Below are 19,719 nucleotides of genomic sequence, written 5' to 3'. Positions count from 1 at the left end.
TCATCTGAAGGTACGAATGCTGACAAATACAGATAGCTGTCGGAATCGCTTTATATAGCAATCGCACGCAGAAAGTCTGTTAAGCATGAGCAGTCTTTTCAGACTGCCTGAGCATTGCTTTGGTGAATGCTTTTCAGTTTTGCTGCTATTTTCCGACCTGCATCTGTATCCATACGCTCCAGTTCAGCTATAACCTGTAATACGTTGTCGTCATTGATGGTAGGGTCTCCGTATTTATGTTGTACCTTAATAGACTGATAACCAGCTCGGCTGAACAGCGCTTCTATCCAGTCATTTACAAGGCAATCGATGACGAGGTGGACTCTGTCAGTATCTGTTGGATTAATCACACGGTGAGGCAAGTCCGCATTCATATACCAGCACTCTCCAGATCCGAAATGAATGGGTTGCTGATCAATATGAAACAGAATGTCCGGATGAGTGGTAATGGGGATATGCAGGCGAACAGCGCCACTTTCATAGCCTAAATCAAGATCTGTGTGCTCTCTTATTTCTTCACCTGCTTTGAGTTTCATCAGGCGAACAGAGACTAATGGGCAGGAAAACTGGCTGAGTATTTGCTGAAAATAGGGGGTATGAGTCAGGTACTCTGTATCCTGGTATAAAGACTGATCTGTTTCTTTGACGGCAATCTGTTCAATGCTTCCACCAACAGAACGCAGCGGTAATGCACTCCAGCCACCATCATGCGCTTGTTGATTGATATGACTGTGCCAGAGTTTATCTGTCAGTGTTGCCAGATCACGATTGAGCTGTGTGATATCAAAAACTAACGGCAGTTGCAGGAAGCGGCTCATAATTATCCCCTGATGTTTTTCAGAGACTTTAATAAGCCGCTTTTAATAAAGCTATTACGCCTTATAACCCGGTATATTACATACGAAAAGTCAATGAGTCAGGCTTTACTGTCTATCGCATTACATTGTTTTAATTGCTGATAACATGCTGATAGTTCCGGGATAATTTGTATATCAGATGCCTTTTTTTCATGGAATAACTGGTCGGGTCGTTTGGAATGATTGCCTGAAGCCTGTCGCATTATATTCATCTCTTTGAGAGTGAATTGCAGGTTAAGCTCTGTGTTCAGGTCATGCCATATATAATCTGGCAGGGTGTTGTAATCTATCAGTGTGAGCAGACCTTGCTTGTGGTACTGAATAGCCAGTTCAAAAAAACGCAATAGTACCTGCTGAGCATAGCGATCCAGATCCCAGGGTTCGACCTGACTCAGATCCGGTTGTACTGCTTTCATATCTACCACGCCAGGTACCATCTGACGCCCTCTGAGCTTCTGATGAGAAGCGATAATGGCTTCGGGCTCCCTGAACATAAAGTAGCATGGCACTTCTGGGTAGGCTTGTCTGATCAGGGGGAGCCAGGCGATATGCCAGCTGTCTGTTTTAATAAATAAGTGGCTCTCGCGATCAAATCGTTTCTGCCCGAGTATCTGAACCATAGTGCGTATCAGAGCGATCTGCTCATCCTGATTATCCAGATCGTGGACATAGTGAAGTATCAGGTCAAGCCCGGTTGGTTCCGATAAGCTGATAAAGCGTTCGGATAAGGAGAGTTGCTGGCTGAGCAGTGTTGAACCACAGCGCGAGCTGTGAAAGAAAAAGGCTGCAGGCGACACTATCTCCTGATAGCTGGCCTGGAGCAGGGAGTCAAATGGCTGCCATTGATAAGGTTTTCCTGTCTGTTCATCATAAAAGAATGGTCTGGTAAAACGTTGGTCTCCAAAATAAGTCCATTTAATCAGTGGTTGCTCTTTTTCTTGCAGGGCTACAGGGTACCAGCCTGAAAAATCCATAAAAGTATATCCCTTTAATTGCGCATTGAGTTATACCAGAAGGCGTGCAATGTGTTCTGGCTGAATAAAGCGTGTATCAAAGCAGAATTCGGGGGCTTCAGGTGCCTCATAAGGTGCATCAATGCCTGTCATCCCCTTAATCTGTCCATTCAGGGCCTTCTGATATAAGCCTTTAGGGTCTCGACGGATACAGGTTTTCAGGGGAGTAGACAGATAAACTTCAATAAACTGACCGTCAGGAATACGCTGGCGAACGGCATTGCGATCGGCGCGATAGGGGGAAATCAGAGCGCAGATTGCATGTATACCATTTTGCTGGAGCAGGCGTGCTACTTCACCTGTACGACGGATATTTTCTTTTCTGTCCTGCTCTGATAACGACAGATCCGAGCAAAGGCTATCTCTCAGATGATCTCCATCCAGAACGACTGCGGGTACACCTGACTGAGTCAATTGAGTTTTCAGAGCCGTTGCTAAAGCTGATTTTCCTGAGGCAGAAAGTCCTGTTAGCCAGTAAACCCGAGCGTGTTGATTCTGTTTATAGTATGGCCGGGGTGCCATAGTATCCTGCATTTCCATTTGATTACTCTCTGCGCTATCGTCAGAAGGCAAGTCTAGTAGCTATGGCTTATGCTGGTCTACCCATGTGTAATAACATGAAATATTCTGACGTGTATAAATAATGGGTAATCAGGAGTAGTCTGTTTCTGCAGGGTATGTTATCAGGCTTATATAATGATCAAGGCTGTGTTGTTCACTGGTCTGGAAGTATTCATCTGATGGGCTGGCTGAGTTGATACGATCAATGCGAAATTCACGGTAATTTTCTCTGAGATGACACCATGCGATCAGCGTCCATTTACCTCCCCAGTACACCATGCCCAACGGGTCCAGGATTCTTTCTGAATATTCACCGTCAGCCCGATTGTAAGTCAGGTATATGCGTTGCTTATTTTCAATCGCTTTGCGCACAGCCTGGCTAATATCGGATTGTTTGCTGTTGACAAAGTAATCCGGTACCAGCAGGGTTTGTTGTTCGGCCAGAGCTTTCAGATCGTCAGGCAGAATGGCATTGATCTTTTCTATTGCACGACTGGCTGCTCCGGCCAGTTCTTTATCTGACCAGGCCTGAACCATACGGCTGCCAAGCAACAGAGCGATAATCTCGCTGCGATTAAACATAAGAGGTGGCAGTTCAAAATTATGACGGATGCGATAGCCTATACCTGCTTCCCCTTCAATGGGGATGCCGGATAGCTCAAGAGCCTGAATATCCCGGTAAATTGTCCGCTCACTGACATTAAGTTTTTCAGCCAGGGTACGGGCGGTGATGGCTGTGCGTCGTCCTCGTAATAAATTGGTTAGTTGAAACAGGCGTTCGGCTTTGTTCACATTGTTTCCTTACTGCTGGCGCTCAGGTAATACTATATTGATATCCGTCATAGGATGATCTGAAAGAGGATATGGCTACTCTACTGACAACAGTTGTCAGCAGAGTAATATGGGCCGGTAAAGTGATGTTGTCACAGGATGCCTGTTTTTAATTAGAGTAATAGCCAGACAGCAGGTTTTCCTGCATGCGTTCGTAGCTACCATCTGCTTTTAGTTTTTTTAGGCCTGAATTAAAGATAGCTGATAGTTGAGCTGAGTTTGCCTGGCTTTTAGGAAACAGGATAAAGCCGTCTTTACTACTGAGAGGTCTGGGATGATAGGTGATCTGATGGATCACATTCGGCCCGAATTTTGTTCTGAGTAATTCCAGTCCGACCACCACGTTAACCGGAAACAGGTCGATGCGTTTCAACAGCATGCGCTTCAGACTTTGCTCGTCGCTGTTGACGACATCAAACCGGTCAGTATTCTCTTCTCTGTATTGAGTGAACTCTTCATTATAAAAGTAACCCCGTGTAACCCCCAGGCGATAATCATCCAGATCAGATAGGGTTTTCCAGTCAAAGTCGAAATTATGAGCTTTAACATAGAAAAAGTGCACGCTGTTGGTGACAACCGTATCACTGTAATAAAATTTAGCCGCTCTTTCATCGCTATATACCCACCAGCTGGTGGCATCGTATTCGCCGTTAGATGTCTGATACAAGGCCCGTTTCCAGGGTAAAAAATCAAATTCAACCTGATGGCCTTCGCGAGCAAAGGCTTCACTGATGACATGGCTGACAAAACCGTAGTGTTTTGCAGAGCTGGAGCAAAAAGGCGGGTATTCCCCCGTAGCGATTCTGATTGTCTGAGCGATAGCAACAGAGCTGAACAGAGACAGTATCAGAGAAATAATAAAAATCCGGGTTTGGGATAACAGTTTTATCATAACTATCAGACTCCGGAGCAACATTAACTGAAGACAGTATAGTTCTGATTAGAACGGATTTCTGATGGGATGTAAAAGTTTGCCCGATGGGGAGAGGGTTAATAAGTGAGTGGGCTGGTTTACGTTTCTGGCGGATAGTAAAAGCCCTGTCTTATAACAGGGCTTTTATGCTGTCATACCATAGCAACGTTGAGGTTAGCGAAATAACCAGGCTGATGAATGCGATACTGATCAGGCTTTAAACTCAGGCAGTTTTTTTCCTGCCAGAGTGTGTTGCAGGCGAACATAACGTGGCAGGCCGGTTTTTTCATCATATGGCAGCTCAGCTTCACCACGAATCAGAGGCTCCAGGTATTCGCGGCAAGCGTCAGTAATGCCAAAGCCATCTTCGGTGATGAAATCCCGTGGCATAAACTTCTCAACGTTAGCCACCTGATCCAGGGGGGCTTCTGTAATTGTCCAGTTGAATGGTGTATTACTGGTGCGTGTAATTGCAGGCATAACTGCATTCTTGCCAGCAACAGCCATTTCAACCGCAGCCTGACCTACAGCGTAAGCCTGGTCCAGATCGGTTTTAGAAGAGATGTGTCGTGCAGCACGCTGCAGGTAATCTGCCACTGCCCAGTGATATTTATAACCCAGTTCTTCACGAACCATATTGGCCAGTGTTGGTGCTACACCACCTAACTGAGTATGACCGAAAGCATCTTTGGTACCGGCATCGGCCAGGAAGGTGCCGTCTTCGTAGTGTGCGCCTTCAGAAACCACAATCACGCAGTAGCCGTGATCTTTAACGCTCTGATCCACTTTTGCCATAAACGCTGCGCGATCAAAAGCGATCTCCGGGAATATGATGATATGTGGTGGCTGGTCTTCTGCCTGCTGTGCCAGTCCGCCAGCAGCAGCAATCCAGCCTGCGTGACGCCCCATCACTTCCAGGATAAACACCTTGGTTGAGGTTTCACACATGGACTTAATGTCCAGACCTGCTTCCATCGTGGACAGTGCGATGTATTTGGCAACAGAACCAAAGCCAGGGCAGGTATCAGTGATCGGCAGATCGTTATCAACGGTCTTAGGAACGTGGATGGCTTTGATCGGATAGCCCAGCTTTTCAGAGATCTGAGATACTTTCAGGCAGGTATCTGCAGAATCGTTACCGCCGTTGTAGAAGAAGTAACCAATATCGTGGGCTTTGAATACTTCAATCAGACGCTCATACTGCTCACGGTGCGTGTCAATATCTTTCAGCTTGTAGCGGCAGGAGCCGAATGCGCCACCAGGAGTGAAGCGCAGTGCTGCAACGTCTTCATCAGAGATAGCATTGGTATCAATCAGCTCTTCTACCAGAGCACCGATAATACCGTTACGTCCGGCGTAAACTGTGCCAATTGTGTCGCTGTGCTTACGTGCAGTTTCAATTACACCACAGGCACTGGCGTTAATGACGGACGTTACACCACCGGATTGGGCGTAAAATGCGTTTTGCTTGCTCATCGCTGAATCAGGCTCCTGAGAGTCGCATAGGTTCGTTAAATATAAGAATATTAGCCAGGTCCGACAGACCTGCCCGAAAAAATGCGGGCAATCTTACTTGAAAACCGGGACTTTTGCATGGGGATATAGCAGGTTTTTATAGCGTGTTAATGAAACTGTTGTCTTTTCATTCAGTTACGCTGCATTTTAATTGCTTATAGTCAGTGCGGGGGGAGTGGGAAATAGTCTGTCGGGGGCATGGGAAGATGGCCGGAGCCGTGATACTCTGCCGTTTTTGTATTATCGATGAAAACCGCCGGATTCAGAGCGGGGAGGAGTGATCATGCATCTGCATATTCTGGGGATTTGCGGCACCTTTATGGGAAGTCTGGCATTACTGGCACGGGAGCTGGGGCATAAGGTGACAGGCTGTGACGCTAATGTATATCCTCCCATGAGTACTCAGTTGCAGGAGCAGGGGATTGACGTTACTGAAGGGTTTGATCCAGCTCAGTTAGATCCCGCACCTGATCTTGTCATCATTGGTAATGCGATGAGCCGGGGTAATCCGGCAGTAGAATATGTACTGAATAAAGGTCTGGCTTATACCTCTGGGCCACAATGGTTATCCGATCATGTTCTGCCCGGACGCTGGGTCATGGCTATTGCCGGTACTCATGGTAAAACAACGACAACCAGTATGTTGGGCTGGATTCTGGAATATGCTCATATGAGTCCGGGGTTTCTGGTGGGAGGAGTACCTGAGAACTTTGGCGTGTCTGCCCGTCTGGGGGATACCCCGTTTTTTGTCATTGAGGCGGATGAATACGACAGTGCGTTTTTTGATAAGCGATCCAAGTTTGTTCATTATCAGCCCCGGACACTGGTGATGAACAACCTGGAATTTGATCATGCTGATATCTTTCCTGATCTGGCGGCGATTCAGCGTCAATTTCATCATCTGGTACGTACAGTACCAGGTGAGGGACTGATCATTCATCAGAATACAGCCAGTCTGAATCAGGTACTGGATATGGGGTGCTGGACTGAGTGCCAGAACATTGATGACAATGAAGGCGGGCACTGGCAGGCGCAGATGATCCGTTCTGATGGCAGTGAATTTTCGGTGTTATACCGCGGCGATGTCGTGGCTGAACTGAAATGGGCATTATCAGGACAGCATAATGTGGCCAATGCACTGGCAGCGATTGCTGCTGCTCGTCATGTTGGTGTTACTCCTGAAATTGCTGCTGAAGCACTGGCTGAATTCCGGAATGTGAAACGCCGGATGGAGTTGAAAGGTGAGGTGAGAGGTATCCGGGTTTATGATGACTTTGCTCATCACCCAACCGCGATCTATACCACTCTGGAAGGGGCGCGTAATCAACTGGAACTGGAAAAGGATACCGGAAATGAGCCACTTGGGCGTCTGATTGCTGTTATTGAACCGCGTTCTAATACGATGAGACTGGGTACCTTGCAGGATCAGCTGGCACAGTCAACCCGTTGCGCTGATCAGGTTTTCTGGTATCAGCCAAAAGGACTGGACTGGAATCTTGAGCAGGTCGTTGGGGATTCTCCTGTGCCTGCTCAGGTTGAATCTGATCTTGGTCAGTTGATCGATGCTCTGGTTGAAAACAGTAAACCGGGTGACAGGATTGTTGTGATGAGCAATGGTGGCTTTGGCGGCATTCATCAGAAATTGCTGGATGCTCTGAATTCCTGATTCTGTCGTATACTGTTATGTCGTGCATTCGGGGTTATTTCTGTTGAAGCCGTTTATCTGTTTCTGACGGAAATAACCTCGTCTATATTGTGCGTTATGTTTTACTGTCGAAATTAAAAGCTGAGTAATCCCTTGCAAACTGTTGCTTCTGATTCCATTGCATCTTCTGCTTGTGTCGCCACATCATCAGGCTTGTCTTCTGATAATAAGAATGTATCTGAAACCTCTCAAAGAGAGCGGGTTACGGTCGCTTTGACCGGTGCATCCGGGGTTCAGTATGGTATACGTCTGATAGAGTGTCTGATTGCACTGGATTGTGAGGTCTCGGTGCTTATTTCAAAAGCCGCTCATGTGGTCATTGCCACGGAAACAGAAGAGAAGTTTCCCGCTGATACTCATCGTCTGGAAGAGGCGCTTTATCAGCGTTTTTCTGCTCAGCCTGGTCAGATACGGGTGTATGGACGTGAAAACTGGATGTCTCCGGTTGCATCCGGCTCAGGAGCCCCACACAAAATGGTTATTTGTCCCTGTTCGACAGGCACTCTGTCTGCTATTGCAACGGCAGCCAGTAATAACCTGATTGAAAGAGCAGCGGATGTGGCGTTGAAGGAGCGCCGTCAGTTGATTCTGGTACATCGGGAAGCGCCTTATCATGAAGTTCATCTGCAGCATATGCTGACATTGACACGTATGGGTGCCCTGGTAATGCCTGCCAGTCCCGGATTTTATCACCATCCTGAGACTGTCAATGATATGGTGGATTTTATTGTTGCACGTGTTCTTGATCAGCTGGGCTTTGATCAGGGACTGATGCCGCGCTGGGGGGAGTCTTCCTGACCCGGACAGGCTACCTATTCAGCTTAATATATTTTGTCTGTACTACAATCTGGTCTGCTCTACGGTTTTAATTGTGTTGGTTGTTTTTTAAGGGTTTCATTGGCGGCGGCAGCAATAATCAGTAAGCCTCCGGCTATCGTCATAAAATCAGGGTGTTCCGATAGCAGGATGGCTGCCAGCAAGGTGCCATAAACAGGCTGTAGGCATGAAATCAGTCCTACGCTGGTGGCTTTCAGATAACGCAGGCTGTTTGCCAGCAAGGTATGTGGCGCTGCGGTAAATACAGTTCCAAGCAAGAGTAACTGAAACCATTGTTCGGATGGCAGAGAAAATAACTGGTGACTGGCGAAAGGCAGTAACATAACGGCGACAAAAAAAGTCTGCCAGCCCATGATCAGCACCGGGCTGTATGTACTGAAATAACGCCGTTGCAGAATGTTTCTTACCGAGAATAATGCCGCTGAGAATATCCCCCAGAAAACACCGGCCGCTACCGGGTTATCCGGATCAAGGGTCGGAGTCATCAGTACCACGCCACTAACAACCAGAATTGCTGCGAGCAAATCCCGGAATTGTAAGCGGGTGTGATCCAATACCGGTTCCAGCAGTACTGTGATAACAGGGTAAGTAAACAGAGCCAGCATCCCGGTTGTCACACTGGAGACCTGCATAGAGTGGAAGTAAGTGACCCAATGTAGCCCCATCAGGACAGATAAAGCGATCAATCCCAGCCAGTGTGCTGTGCTGTTAAAGACCAGTGTTTTTTTTCGTAACCCAAGCCAGCCCAGTAACAAGGCGGCTGCGACAACACAGCGCCATGCGGTAATATCCAGTGCACTCAGATCCAGGGTGCGGGAGAAAATAGCCGTGCCGCCGAACAGCAATAGTCCGCCGTGAAGGCTGAACAGCCCTTTATACTGATCTGACATGGTGATCTCATTATTTTTCAGAAAGTACATGCCCCATCATCCCGACAGGGCAGAACATCAGGCAGGTTTTTCCGGTGTATCCAGTGTCCGGGTCAGAAAATGCTGGGCTTGCTCATCATTTTGTAATGTGGCCGGATTCATGGTTGCATCCGGCAGAATATTATCCAGTTCGGTTTGTTCGGTCAGCTGTTGCCAGACCCGCTCTTTCAGCACAATACTGCCGTTAACTGATGTATTTGGCAGCAGATAAAGAAAACTGTTTTCTCTGATACGATACAGTTCATCGCCTGTACGACAACTATCCTGCATCGTGTGACTGATTTTGCGAATCAATTTGTTGTAGCTTTGTTCGCTGTGTTGCTCAGCATATTCGTCCAGTCCATGAAGAGTGATATAGAGTGCTGACAGAGGACGTTGTGTGGTGCGGGTTCTGGCGACTTCAACTTCCAGTCTTTCGTGTAACTGACGTTCAGTAAAAGCACCGGTCAGGCTATCTTTACCGCTGAGCTGTTCCAGTGTCCGGGTTTGTTTTTCCTGGGTATAAGCAAACAGAAAACTGATACCGGCAAACAGTGTGGAATGGATCGTCAGGTCGGAAAAAATGATGCCATTATGCAGATCTGAGCGAAACAGGAAAAATATGCAGACAAACACCGCCAGGGTGATACTGGCCTGACGTACAGGCAGCACAAAATAGGTAAAAACTGGCAGCATATACAGCCATTGACGATAAAGAGGATCATCAAGGTGGCCGTTATTTAACAGGATACATCCCAGTAGTATCAGTACCGGATAAACGGTAACGTCTGGTGAGTCAATGGGTTGAATAAAGCGAATAATGGCCAGCGCCAGTATAAAAGGGCTGGTCAGTGCCGGCCAGAGAATCTGGTCATAATGCCCCAGCAATTGATGATACCAGGCCGTTACTGCCAGAGCGATGGCCAGTGAAAGATAGATCGCTGCTGTAATTTTATCTCTTAGCAGCTGAATGCCCGAACTGAGTTTAAGCATGGAAACCCTCCGTGGTATCCAGAAAGTCACTGACCAGATATAAGGGGGCATCAGCAGCCTGTTCTGTGGCCGACATAATGGCTGCTTCTGCCTTGATCAGCACTTCTTTTTCTGTGTCATGTTCTCCGGGAATAATGGCTGCAAGGGCGATATGTATCTCTCTGGCTTTATGAAAGCGGGCGCAAAGATGGATACTGTCCTGGTAGTTAGCGGAGGGCAGAATGGCCACCAGGTGATCCTGATGTCGGTAAAGTCGGTCAAAAGGTCGTAACTGGGGTGTAATATGATCTGAGAGCTTTTTCAGATCTTTTCTGGGTTGCTCCTGACGCTCTTTAAAGCACAGAATTGCCAAGCTGGTATTTTCCCTGTCATTGCGCGCCAGTTCCCTGACCAGGTCATCGTGCAGTTGTTGCAGATTATAGGCCCCGCTCTCCGGGTCTATGCTGATCAGTTTCTGCAGATGCTGCTGCCGCTCCCGATTAGTAAAGATAAAGATGCAGGCAATAGTTGTCGCTGACCAGAACAGATAGAGTACCTGCAGTCGCTCAACACCTTCCAGCTGTACTGTGGTAGACAGGTTGAATATTGATGCGTAAGCCAGTGTCAACAGCAGAGCTGGTTTGAAATTAAGCAGACTGAACAGATAGAGTGGCAGAATATAAGCCCAGTGAGCGGTCATCATGGAGGGTATCCAGTGTCCGGCGATACTCAGGCCACCAAAAATCAGCAGTACCAGAAAGGGAAGAATGCCGTTGTAGTGGCGTACACTCCATAGATTCCAGCAGCCACATAGCACCAGAGCAACCCCGCCTGCCAGCAGAATAGAACCGGCTTCCGACAGGTTTTTTCCATAATAACCCCAGCTCAGCAATAATGTACCTGCTCCGGCCAGAATAAAGTAAGCCGCATGCAGGTGGGCTTTTTGTCTGATATCCATTCGCGCCTTGAAATCTTTCCAGTAGTAATCCAAAACGATTATAACGGGTTGCAGGGATTTTCGTCGATCACTTGTTCCGGGTAAATCCGATGAGATGGAGCGATTGTCTGTCGCAGCAGACTTATCATCTGATAAGCGACAGCATGTTAAGGATAAAGTCGGGGCTTCAGGATAATACTGAACCATGTAAAATACTCTGGCCCGGTCTGTATACCCTGATAGACCGGCTGCTTTAAGCAGAAGCCAAGAAGCAGGACAACATAGCAAGAAGGGGAACAGGATAAAAAATAATGAATATCAGTGAATATATGCAGCAAACGGGCCTTCAGGCTCGTCAGGCTTCGCGTGAAATTGCGAAAGCAGATACCGGAGTAAAAAATAAAGCGCTGCTGGCAACGGCTGAGGCTCTGGATGCCGCGCGTGAGACTCTGGTACTGGCGAATGAAAAAGATCTGGAAAGTGGTCGTGCTAATGGCCTGGATAGTGCTCTTCTGGATCGACTGGCCCTGACACCCAGCGTCATTGATACCATGATTGAAGGTTTGCGCCAGGTTGCTGCATTGCCCGATCCGGTCGGGGAGATCACTGATATGAATTACCGGCCTTCAGGGATTCAGATTGGTAAAATGCGTGTTCCTCTGGGAGTGATCGGTATTATTTATGAATCCAGACCCAACGTAACAGTTGAGGCGGCCAGTCTGTGTCTGAAGTCCGGCAATGCGGTGATTCTGCGTGGAGGTTCTGAGGCTATTCATTCTAATCAGGCGATTGCGGAATGTCTGGCAACCGGGTTGAAGGCTGCAGGTCTGCCAGAGAGTACCGTTCAGGTGATCAAAACCACTGACAGAGCTGCTGTTGGTGAGCTGATCACTATGCCTGAATATGTTGATGTGATTGTGCCTCGTGGTGGTAAAGGGCTGATTGAGCGGATCAGTCGGGAAGCCTCTGTACCTGTGATTAAGCATCTGGATGGTATCTGTCATGTCTATATTGACGATCAGGCTGACCCTAAGAAGGCGCTGGATATCGCAGTGAATGCAAAAACCCACCGTTACGGCACCTGCAACACAATGGAAACTCTGTTGGTTCATGCCAGTATTGCAGATCTTATTCTGCCTGAGCTGGAAAAAGCTTATGCAGAAAAAGGGGTTGAATTACGTGGATGTGAGCAGACCCGAGAGATTCTTCCCCTGGCTCGTGAAGCGACGGAGGAAGACTGGGCGACTGAGTATCTGGCTCCCGTGCTGGCCATTAAAGTCGTTGCTGATATTGATGAAGCGATAGCTCATATTAATCAGTATGGTTCTCATCATACCGATGCCATTGTGACGGATAATTATTCGCTGTCCCGTCGTTTCCTGGCGGAAGTGGATTCAAGCTCTGTTATGGTTAATGCTTCAACACGGTTTGCTGATGGCTTTGAGTATGGTCTGGGGGCTGAGATTGGTATCTCAACGGATAAAATTCATGCCCGTGGTCCGGTAGGCCTGGACGGTCTGACTTCTCAGAAATATATCGTTCTGGGGGATGGCCATATCCGGCAGTAGGGTCGGATATGCCTGATAGAGGATAGCAGCGTACAGCAATGGCAGACCGGGGAGTCTGCCATTGTTGCTTATACAGGTTGCATAAACAGACCTGAACAGAGTTGTCTGTTAATGAAACGCTGTATTCTTCAACTGATGATTGAAGAGTGTCGTAATATTGTTTTCAGTCGTTTGTCCGATTGTGCAATGTGGTGAAGAGCAGAGGCGAAATGTTGTCGGAAATGAATGTGAAACAGGCTCATAAGCTGATTGCTGTTATGGGAGGGACATTTGATCCGGTCCATAATGGTCATCTGCGCTCGGCGCTGGAACTGTGCCAGTTACTGGGTCTGGCGGAAGTGCGTATGTTGCCATGTCATCAGCCTACGCACAGAAGTCGGCCCGGAGCCAGTTCAGAGCAACGTCTGGAAATGCTGGAGCTGGCCATTGCTGGTGAAGAGGCGCTTGTGGTTGATGACCGGGAGATTTTATCTGATCGGCCTTCCTATTCTGTTTATACGCTGGAAAGCATGCGTAACGAATATGGCCCTGAAACCGGGCTGTGCTGGGTAATGGGGATTGATGCATTTGCATCGTTTTCACGCTGGAACCAGTGGGAGCGGATTCTGAAACTGGCTAATCTGGTGGTACTGACCCGACCGGGATATCAATTATCTCCGGGATCTGTTGAAGCGCAAATCTGGCAGGCGCGTCATATCAGGCCCGAACAGCTTCCTTATCAGCTGGCAGGTGGTATTGTTCCGGTCAGTCTGCCATCTCAACTGGAAATCTCCGCGACCTATATCCGACAGCAGCTGTTTCGCGGGCAATCTGCACGCTATCTGTTGCCAGAATGTGTGCTGAGTTATGCACAGGCACACGCTTTGTATCGTTGCTAGCTTTCCCGGAGAGGGTATCTTGTAGACGAAATTATTGCTGCATATCTTTATTGTGACAGGGGCTGGCAATTTTTTATGAGATGTCTGGCAGGGTTTTACGGCTTTTTTTCGCTTTTTTTGAACATAAAGCTACAAAGGCGTTCAAACTTGTAAGACAATTACCCGCTTGTCTGCTTTATCCTGAATATTGAGGTCCTATGCAAACTGAACAACTCAAGCAGCTGGTTATTGATTCACTGGAAGAGATGAAAGGTAACGATATCACCGTACTGGATGTCTCTGGTAGCACCAGTGTGACTGACTTCATGATTATTGCCAGTGGTACTTCGAACCGCCATGTATCATCTCTGGCGAATAATGTTGTAGAAAACGTGAAGGATAACGGAGTTCGTCCTTTGGGAGTTGAAGGCCAGGCCGGTAGTGAGTGGGTTCTGGTTGATCTGGGCGATGTGGTGGTACATGTGATGCAACCGGCTACTCGTCAGTTCTATGACCTGGAACGTCTGTGGAGTGATCTGCCTGAAGACTCAGAAGCGGAGAGCGTATCTTGAAGATACGCCTGATTGCTGTAGGTACGAAGATGCCCCGTTGGGTTGAACAGGGGTATCAGGAGTATGCTAAGCGTCTGCCGAGAGAGTTTTCTCTGGAGTTGATTGAGATTGCACCGGGAAACCGGGGAAAGAACGCAGATATTGAGCGAGCTATTCAGAAAGAAGGCGAGCTGATGATGTCTAAGATCAGGTCTTCTGACCATGTTGTCGCACTTGAAGTTCTGGGTAATCCCTGGTCAACAGAGCAGCTGGCGAAGCAGGCTGAAGGCTGGCAGATGTCCGGTCAGGACGTTGCTCTGCTGGTAGGTGGCCCGGAAGGTCTTGCACCTGAATGCAGGCAACGGGCAAATCAGCAGTGGTCCTTATCTCCGTTAACCCTGCCCCATCCTATGGTAAGAATTCTTTTATCTGAACAGATTTATCGGGCCTGGAGCCTGATTCAGGGGCACCCTTATCACAGATAATTATTCGGCAAATTCCATCAGAATCAGTATTTCTACTGTCTGAGTATGCCTGCCGGGTGTCGTGATATGCCTCTTATAAATGGGCTATTTTCAGCTCACTGTATAGCAATAACTTTTATGATCAGATAGCGGTAACGGCCGGATGTCGGAAAAGCGCACCTTCAAAAATCTGAAGCTGGAACAGAGTATTTTCAGAGAGCGTGTCTTTGTCGCGTTTCTTTTCGTTATTCTGTTAGTGCTGGTACTGGTAGGGCGCATGCTCTATCTGCAGGTTTATCAGTACGATATATACACAACCCGTTCTGATAAAAATCGCATGCATGTGCGTGCTATTCCTCCGACGCGGGGGCTCATCTTTGACCGGAATGGTCGTATTCTGGCTGAGAACCTGCCCAGTTATAATCTGACTTTTGTCAGAGAGCGAGCGGGTGATACTGCCGCTGTTCTTGATGTTCTTGCTGATATTCTGGAGCTGAGCGAAGAACAGAAAGAGGATATGAGTAAACAGGCTTACAGCAGACGGCGCCCTTTTCAGTCTGCTCTTCTGTTGAGCCAGCTGGACGATGAGCAGATTGCCCGGGTGTCTGTCAATCGTTACCGGTTGCCCGGAGTCGATATCGAGGCTCAGTTAATCCGCCATTATCCGTATGGCCCTCTGACAGCCCATATTCTGGGCTATGTTTCCAGGATCAGTGAAAAAGACCTTAAAAAAGTTGATCGTTCTCAGTATGCAGGAACCCACTATATCGGCAAAGGCGGGATTGAGCGTCAGTATGAAACAGCCTTACATGGCAGAGTTGGCGTACAGACTGTAGAAACAAATGCCAGAGGGCGAGTGTTGCAGGTTTTGTCGGAGGAACTGCCGGAGCAAGGCGAATCGCTGTCATTATATCTGGATGCGGAACTGCAAAAGGTGGCGGCCAGAGCACTGGCCGGATTCCGTGGTGCGCTGGTGGCAATTGACCCGAATACGGGTGGTATCCTGGCTATGGTGAGCACACCAAGCTTTGATCCTAATCTGTTCGTTGGAGGGATTAACCCTGATATTTATCGACAGCTGATCACATCCCCTGATCTGCCAATGTTTGATCGGACAATCCGGGGGAAATACCCTCCGGCTTCAACAATTAAAGCATTTATGGGATTGGCAGGTCTGGAACATGGTGTCGTTAATGCTACTACAACGATTTATGATCCCGGCTGGTATCAACTGCCGAATGATTCTCGCCTGTATCGTAACTGGAAGCGTGTGGGACACGGAAAAGTTAACCTGAAGCGTTCAATCGTCGTGTCTAATGATACCTACTTTTATAATCTGGCATATAACCTAGGGATTGACCGGATCCAGCCTTTTATGAAGCAATTTGGCTTTGGTATCAACACTGCACTGGATCTGCCCGGAGCCAGTAGCGGGCTCATGCCCGGACGGGAATGGAAGAAAGCTCACCGCAAGCTTCCCTGGTTTCCGGGTGAGACTCTGAGTATTGGTATCGGTCAGGGATACTGGCTGGCGACGCCTCTTCAGATCGCTACATCAATGGTAGTGCTGGCCAATCGTGGAAAATGGGTTCAGCCGAGGATTGTTGAGATGCAGGGGAGAAATCAGGCCCATCTGAATCCAGAGAACAAGCCAGAGGATGTTTCTGTATCAAAACCGGAATACTGGGATCAGGTAATTGATGGCATGGTGGCCGTTGTTCATAGTAGTACAGGAACGGCCAGACGAATCAGTAAAGGCATTCGTTATACCATGGCTGGTAAAACGGGAACCGCTCAGGTTAAGGGGATCAAACAAGGGGAGAAATATGATGCCAGTAAGCTACATGAACGGCACCGGGATCATGCCTTGTTTGCTGGCTTTGCCCCTGTCGAGAATCCTCAGATTGCACTGGCTGTGGTTGTTGAGAATGCCGGTGGCGGCAGCACAACGGCAGCTCCGATAGCCCGTATGGTTTTTGATGCCTGGTTGACTCCTGAGCGTCTGAAAAGTACTAAGACTGCTTCTGATCTTGTGGATGGAAATCGCCAGTGAGTACACGTGATTTTTTGCATCAGTTACCCGGTGCTGCCAGCGCATTCAGCAGGCCTGTAGGCTGGTTTGAGCGTCTGCATCTGGATTTCTGGATGCTATTGCTATTACTCGTCCTTATTAGCAGTGGCTTGTTTGTGCTGTACAGTGCGTCCGGAGAGAGCATGGAGGATGTCTATCGTCAGAGTTTACGCTTTGCCGTTGCTCTTGCCGGTATGATCATTCTGGCTCAGTTTAATCCCAGAATTCTGGAACGCTGGTCACCGCTGTTTTATCTGAGTATTGCTATATTGCTGGTAGGGGTGCTGTTATTTGGTGTCGGGGCGAAAGGGGCTCAGCGATGGCTGGCTATCCCCGGAGTGATTCGTTTTCAGCCGTCTGAGTTTATGAAACTGGCAATGCCGATGATGGTGGCCTGGTATTTGTCTCATCGCCCTTTGCCACCTGGCTGGCATCATCTGATTATCAGCGCTGTTATTCTGGTTGTGCCTGTACTTCTGATTGCTAAACAACCGGATTTAGGCACTTCGCTTCTGGTTGCTGCGGCCGGATTATTTGTTATTTTGCTGGCAGGACTCAGCTGGAAGCTGATTGGTAGCTTTGTGGCTCTGGGTATTGCTGCTTTACCTGCATTGTGGCATGTGATGAGAGACTATCAGCGTCAAAGGGTGCTCACTTTCCTCAACCCCGAGAGTGACCCTCTTGGCTCGGGCTGGAATATTATTCAGTCTAAAACAGCCATAGGCTCTGGTGGACTCTATGGTAAAGGCTGGCTGGAAGGTACTCAGTCTCAGCTGGAGTTTCTTCCGGAAAGGCATACTGATTTTATTATTGCTGTGCTTGCAGAAGAGTTCGGCACAATAGGCGTCTGCGCTATCTTATTGCTTTATCTGCTGATTATTGGCAGAGGGCTTTTTATTGCGCTGAATGCTCAGTCTACTTATGGACGTCTGGTTGCGGGAAGTATTACGCTGACCTTTTTTGTTTATGTTTTTGTCAATATCGGTATGGTAAGTGGATTGTTGCCAGTGGTTGGAGTGCCTTTACCTCTGGTTAGTTTTGGTGGAACCTCCAGTGTTACCCTGCTGGCAGGTTTCGGCATTCTGATGTCTATACATACTCACCGTTCACTACTTGTTAAGTAGTGCAACAAATAACAATGTTTTTCAAAAGATGCTTTTGTTAACATGCCCCCCCTCTGGGATTTAACAGATGGCTGACGCTCAGACCGGTAAAATAAAGATGGAATACAAAATATTCAGTAAAAAACGTTTTTTTCATAACCTGAAAAATCTGGGGGTTATCGCTGTACTCCTGCCAGCTTCCGCTATCGGATATGCAGCAAAGCAGGATGCGGCATCGGCAACCGGACAACAGTCAGATGCGGATACGTCGGGTTATGAGCGCCAGGTCTGGGTTGATGACTTTATTAATGAGCTGGTTCAGCAGCACAATTTTAATCCGGATCAGCTTAAAACGCTGTTGGATAAGGCTGAGAAAAAACAGAGTATTCTGGATGCTATCTCCCGTCCTGCTGAACGGCATCTTCAGTGGAAAGATTACCGCAAAATCTTTCTGACGGAAAAGCGCATTCGTGGTGGCGTCAGTTTTATGCGTAAGTACCGGGCTGAGCTGGAGCGAGCTGAACTGATTTATGGTGTGTCCAAAGAAGTGATTGTTGCCATCATTGGCGTTGAAACTTTCTACGGACGTATTAAAGGCAGTTATCGCGTTGTTGATGCACTGAGTACACTGGGTTTTGACTATCCGCCAAGAGCAGAGTTTTTCCGCAAGCAGCTGAAAGAGTATCTGATTCTTGCCAGGGAAGAAGGCATTGATCCCTTCAGTGTGACAGGTTCCTATGCGGGGGCGATGGGTTATCCTCAATTTATTCCCAGCAGCTACCGGGCGTTTGCCGTTGACTTTGATGGCGATAAGAAACGTAATATCTGGAATAATCCTGTTGATGCTATAGGCAGTGTGGCCAATTACTTTAAAGAACATGGCTGGCAAAAAAATGCGGAAGTGGTTCTGAAGGCAAAGGTTGAAGGCGAAGCTTATAAAAGTGTGGTTAATGTAAGCCTGAAGCCTGAACATACTGTTTCAGAGCTACGGGCAGTGGGTTTTTCCAGCCAGAGTAATAGCAAAGTATCTGGTGATGCGACAGCGATGCAGCTGGAGGGTGCCAGAGGAACTGAATACTGGCTGGGTCTGAATAACTTTTATGTGATTACTCGTTATAATCACAGCAAATTATATGCAATGGCGGTTCATCAGCTGAGTCAGGAAATTAAAAAGGCTGATCAGAACGGATGAAATATATGATATTGACCCGCTTGCGCCTGGCACTGCTGACCAGTGTAGTTTTCTTGTTTACTGGTTGTGGCAATGATCCTGTTCCTGGCTCTCGTTATAAGCTGGCACAGGATGAGGCGCCGGATCAGCCATATGATCAATCGTTGATCAAAGAGCTGACACCCGTTTATGAAGCCCCTAGTGCGGCGGGTAATAAATCACCGTATATGGTCTGGGGGAAAAGCTATACGGTTCTGCCAGATAGTAAAGGGTACAGAGCAGAAGGAACGGCTTCCTGGTATGGCAAAAAGTTTCATGGCTATAAAACCTCAAATGGTGAGGTTTATGATATGTACCAGTTGTCAGCAGCCCATAAGAGCCTTCCTCTGCCATCATATGTTCTGGTCACGAACCTTGAGAATAATCGTCAGGTTCTGGTAAGGGTGAACGATCGTGGCCCGTTTCATGGTGATCGTGTTATTGATCTTTCCTATGCGGCTGCAATCCGCCTGGACATGCTGGATAAAGGAACTGCCAGGGTAAGGCTGGAAGCGATTGACCCTGTGACCTGGAATGGTGGTATGGATCGGAAGCTTAATCAGCTTACGCCGCCTGTGCTGGTTCAGGTGGCCGCAATGAGTAAAGCGGAGTCTGCAGAGAAGATCCGGTTTAATCTGAGTAAAAAAACCGGACAGGCAATTCGTGTTGTGTCATCTGAACGAAACCAGAAACAGTTGCATAAAGTACAAATTGGTCCGGTGCAGACCCGTTCTGAACTTAGGGCGTTAATGGATGTCCTTATCAAAGCAGGATTCAGTCGGCCAATTATTATTCAGGTCGGCCGTTGATAATCAGAGTGATATCAGGTTCGAATTCTGAAGTTTT

At 47.8% G+C, this 19,719-nt stretch carries 19 protein-coding genes; 10 read left to right on the top strand and 9 right to left on the bottom strand.

Going from position 1 to position 19,719, the window contains the following annotated elements; translation table 11 throughout:
- Positions 1–98: 98 nt before the first annotated feature.
- The 6 genes from H4O21_RS02740 to H4O21_RS02715 all read right to left on the bottom strand — a co-directional run bounded on the left by H4O21_RS02740 (position 99) and on the right by H4O21_RS02715 (position 5,651).
- Positions 99–818, bottom strand: a complete 720-nt coding sequence (locus H4O21_RS02740; RefSeq protein ID WP_182807297.1) for an aspartyl/asparaginyl beta-hydroxylase domain-containing protein — start codon at positions 816–818, stop codon at positions 99–101.
- Between the two features lie 98 nt (positions 819–916).
- A complete protein-coding gene (locus tag H4O21_RS02735) occupies positions 917–1,831 on the bottom strand; it encodes a hypothetical protein (protein WP_182807296.1) in 915 nt (304 codons plus the stop codon).
- A gap of 30 nt (positions 1,832–1,861) precedes the next feature.
- Complete coding sequence (cysC, locus tag H4O21_RS02730; protein WP_220495472.1) at positions 1,862–2,410, bottom strand: adenylyl-sulfate kinase; 549 nt, start codon at positions 2,408–2,410, stop codon at positions 1,862–1,864.
- Positions 2,411–2,521: 111 nt separating this feature from the next.
- On the bottom strand, positions 2,522–3,223 hold the full coding sequence (locus H4O21_RS02725; RefSeq protein ID WP_182807295.1) for a helix-turn-helix transcriptional regulator: 702 nt from the start codon (positions 3,221–3,223) through the stop codon (positions 2,522–2,524).
- Positions 3,224–3,371: 148 nt separating this feature from the next.
- Complete coding sequence (locus H4O21_RS02720; protein ID WP_182807294.1) at positions 3,372–4,154, bottom strand: substrate-binding periplasmic protein; 783 nt, start codon at positions 4,152–4,154, stop codon at positions 3,372–3,374.
- A 231-nt stretch (positions 4,155–4,385) separates the two neighbouring features.
- Positions 4,386–5,651, bottom strand: a complete 1,266-nt coding sequence (locus H4O21_RS02715) for a 6-phosphofructokinase (protein ID WP_182807293.1) — start codon at positions 5,649–5,651, stop codon at positions 4,386–4,388.
- 322 nt (positions 5,652–5,973) lie between these two features.
- Here H4O21_RS02715 and mpl point away from each other — a divergent pair, with 322 nt between their 5' ends.
- Together mpl and H4O21_RS02705 are read left to right on the top strand one after the other, a co-directional pair.
- Complete coding sequence (mpl, locus tag H4O21_RS02710) at positions 5,974–7,356, top strand: UDP-N-acetylmuramate:L-alanyl-gamma-D-glutamyl-meso-diaminopimelate ligase (RefSeq protein WP_182807292.1); 1,383 nt, start codon at positions 5,974–5,976, stop codon at positions 7,354–7,356.
- A gap of 192 nt (positions 7,357–7,548) precedes the next feature.
- Positions 7,549–8,193, top strand: a complete 645-nt coding sequence (locus tag H4O21_RS02705; protein WP_182807353.1) for a flavin prenyltransferase UbiX — start codon at positions 7,549–7,551, stop codon at positions 8,191–8,193.
- A gap of 59 nt (positions 8,194–8,252) precedes the next feature.
- On the opposite strand, the gene H4O21_RS02700 is transcribed toward H4O21_RS02705, so the two are convergent.
- The 3 genes from H4O21_RS02700 to H4O21_RS02690 are packed head-to-tail and all read right to left on the bottom strand — an operon-like array spanning position 8,253 to position 11,070.
- Complete coding sequence (locus H4O21_RS02700; RefSeq protein ID WP_182807291.1) at positions 8,253–9,152, bottom strand: DMT family transporter; 900 nt, start codon at positions 9,150–9,152, stop codon at positions 8,253–8,255.
- Positions 9,153–9,179: 27 nt separating this feature from the next.
- A complete protein-coding gene (locus H4O21_RS02695; RefSeq protein WP_182807290.1) occupies positions 9,180–10,133 on the bottom strand; it encodes a GGDEF domain-containing protein in 954 nt (317 codons plus the stop codon).
- On the bottom strand, positions 10,126–11,070 hold the full coding sequence (locus tag H4O21_RS02690; RefSeq protein WP_182807289.1) for a GGDEF domain-containing protein: 945 nt from the start codon (positions 11,068–11,070) through the stop codon (positions 10,126–10,128). The genes H4O21_RS02695 and H4O21_RS02690 overlap by 8 nt, the downstream gene beginning before the upstream one ends.
- A gap of 290 nt (positions 11,071–11,360) precedes the next feature.
- Here H4O21_RS02690 and H4O21_RS02685 point away from each other — a divergent pair, with 290 nt between their 5' ends.
- The 8 genes from H4O21_RS02685 (at position 11,361) to H4O21_RS02650 (ending at position 19,682) form a co-directional block, all read left to right on the top strand.
- Complete coding sequence (locus H4O21_RS02685) at positions 11,361–12,617, top strand: glutamate-5-semialdehyde dehydrogenase (protein ID WP_182807288.1); 1,257 nt, start codon at positions 11,361–11,363, stop codon at positions 12,615–12,617.
- A gap of 209 nt (positions 12,618–12,826) precedes the next feature.
- The gene (gene nadD / locus H4O21_RS02680) at positions 12,827–13,495 is read left to right on the top strand and encodes a nicotinate-nucleotide adenylyltransferase (RefSeq protein WP_220495471.1); all 669 of its coding nucleotides are present in this window, start codon (positions 12,827–12,829) and stop codon (positions 13,493–13,495) included.
- Positions 13,496–13,692: 197 nt separating this feature from the next.
- Positions 13,693–14,046: a ribosome silencing factor gene (gene rsfS / locus H4O21_RS02675; protein WP_182807287.1), complete on the top strand. Its 354-nt coding sequence runs from the start codon at positions 13,693–13,695 to the stop codon at positions 14,044–14,046.
- Positions 14,043–14,510 (top strand): 23S rRNA (pseudouridine(1915)-N(3))-methyltransferase RlmH, encoded by a 468-nt coding sequence (rlmH, locus tag H4O21_RS02670; RefSeq protein WP_182807286.1) that lies wholly within the window; start codon positions 14,043–14,045, stop codon positions 14,508–14,510. The genes rsfS and rlmH overlap by 4 nt, the downstream gene beginning before the upstream one ends.
- A gap of 142 nt (positions 14,511–14,652) precedes the next feature.
- On the top strand, positions 14,653–16,542 hold the full coding sequence (mrdA, locus tag H4O21_RS02665; RefSeq protein WP_182807285.1) for a penicillin-binding protein 2: 1,890 nt from the start codon (positions 14,653–14,655) through the stop codon (positions 16,540–16,542).
- On the top strand, positions 16,539–17,684 hold the full coding sequence (rodA, locus tag H4O21_RS02660) for a rod shape-determining protein RodA (RefSeq protein WP_370463908.1): 1,146 nt from the start codon (positions 16,539–16,541) through the stop codon (positions 17,682–17,684). Before mrdA ends, rodA begins: the two co-directional genes overlap by 4 nt.
- A gap of 67 nt (positions 17,685–17,751) precedes the next feature.
- Positions 17,752–18,855, top strand: a complete 1,104-nt coding sequence (mltB, locus tag H4O21_RS02655) for a lytic murein transglycosylase B (protein ID WP_255487096.1) — start codon at positions 17,752–17,754, stop codon at positions 18,853–18,855.
- A 5-nt stretch (positions 18,856–18,860) separates the two neighbouring features.
- Positions 18,861–19,682, top strand: coding sequence for a septal ring lytic transglycosylase RlpA family protein (locus tag H4O21_RS02650; RefSeq protein ID WP_255487095.1), 822 nt, complete (start codon positions 18,861–18,863; stop codon positions 19,680–19,682).
- The last annotated feature ends 37 nt before the right edge of the window (positions 19,683–19,719 follow it).

The organism is Oceanospirillum sediminis (assembly GCF_014164585.1).
In the GTDB taxonomy this organism is placed as follows: Bacteria; Pseudomonadota; Gammaproteobacteria; order Pseudomonadales; family Halomonadaceae; genus Oceanospirillum; species Oceanospirillum sediminis.
This window is presented reverse-complemented; position numbering and strand designations above follow the sequence as displayed.

What these genes read in the sequence shown, in the direction of transcription:
- H4O21_RS02685 (WP_182807288.1), top strand. Translation starts at nt 11,361, where the DNA reads ATGAATATCAGTGAATATATGCAGCAAACGGGCCTTCAGGCTCGTCAG.
- H4O21_RS02695 (WP_182807290.1), bottom strand. Translation starts at nt 10,133, where the DNA reads ATGCTTAAACTCAGTTCGGGCATTCAGCTGCTAAGAGATAAAATTACA.
- H4O21_RS02715 (WP_182807293.1), bottom strand. Translation starts at nt 5,651, where the DNA reads ATGAGCAAGCAAAACGCATTTTACGCCCAATCCGGTGGTGTAACGTCC.
- cysC (WP_220495472.1), bottom strand. Translation starts at nt 2,410, where the DNA reads ATGGAAATGCAGGATACTATGGCACCCCGGCCATACTATAAACAGAAT.
- H4O21_RS02720 (WP_182807294.1), bottom strand. Translation starts at nt 4,154, where the DNA reads ATGATAAAACTGTTATCCCAAACCCGGATTTTTATTATTTCTCTGATA.
- nadD (WP_220495471.1), top strand. Translation starts at nt 12,827, where the DNA reads ATGTTGTCGGAAATGAATGTGAAACAGGCTCATAAGCTGATTGCTGTT.
- H4O21_RS02735 (WP_182807296.1), bottom strand. Translation starts at nt 1,831, where the DNA reads ATGGATTTTTCAGGCTGGTACCCTGTAGCCCTGCAAGAAAAAGAGCAA.
- mrdA (WP_182807285.1), top strand. Translation starts at nt 14,653, where the DNA reads ATGTCGGAAAAGCGCACCTTCAAAAATCTGAAGCTGGAACAGAGTATT.
- H4O21_RS02700 (WP_182807291.1), bottom strand. Translation starts at nt 9,152, where the DNA reads ATGTACTTTCTGAAAAATAATGAGATCACCATGTCAGATCAGTATAAA.
- mpl (WP_182807292.1), top strand. Translation starts at nt 5,974, where the DNA reads ATGCATCTGCATATTCTGGGGATTTGCGGCACCTTTATGGGAAGTCTG.
- H4O21_RS02740 (WP_182807297.1), bottom strand. Translation starts at nt 818, where the DNA reads ATGAGCCGCTTCCTGCAACTGCCGTTAGTTTTTGATATCACACAGCTC.
- H4O21_RS02690 (WP_182807289.1), bottom strand. Translation starts at nt 11,070, where the DNA reads ATGGATATCAGACAAAAAGCCCACCTGCATGCGGCTTACTTTATTCTG.
- rsfS (WP_182807287.1), top strand. Translation starts at nt 13,693, where the DNA reads ATGCAAACTGAACAACTCAAGCAGCTGGTTATTGATTCACTGGAAGAG.
- mltB (WP_255487096.1), top strand. Translation starts at nt 17,752, where the DNA reads ATGGCTGACGCTCAGACCGGTAAAATAAAGATGGAATACAAAATATTC.
- H4O21_RS02650 (WP_255487095.1), top strand. Translation starts at nt 18,861, where the DNA reads ATGATATTGACCCGCTTGCGCCTGGCACTGCTGACCAGTGTAGTTTTC.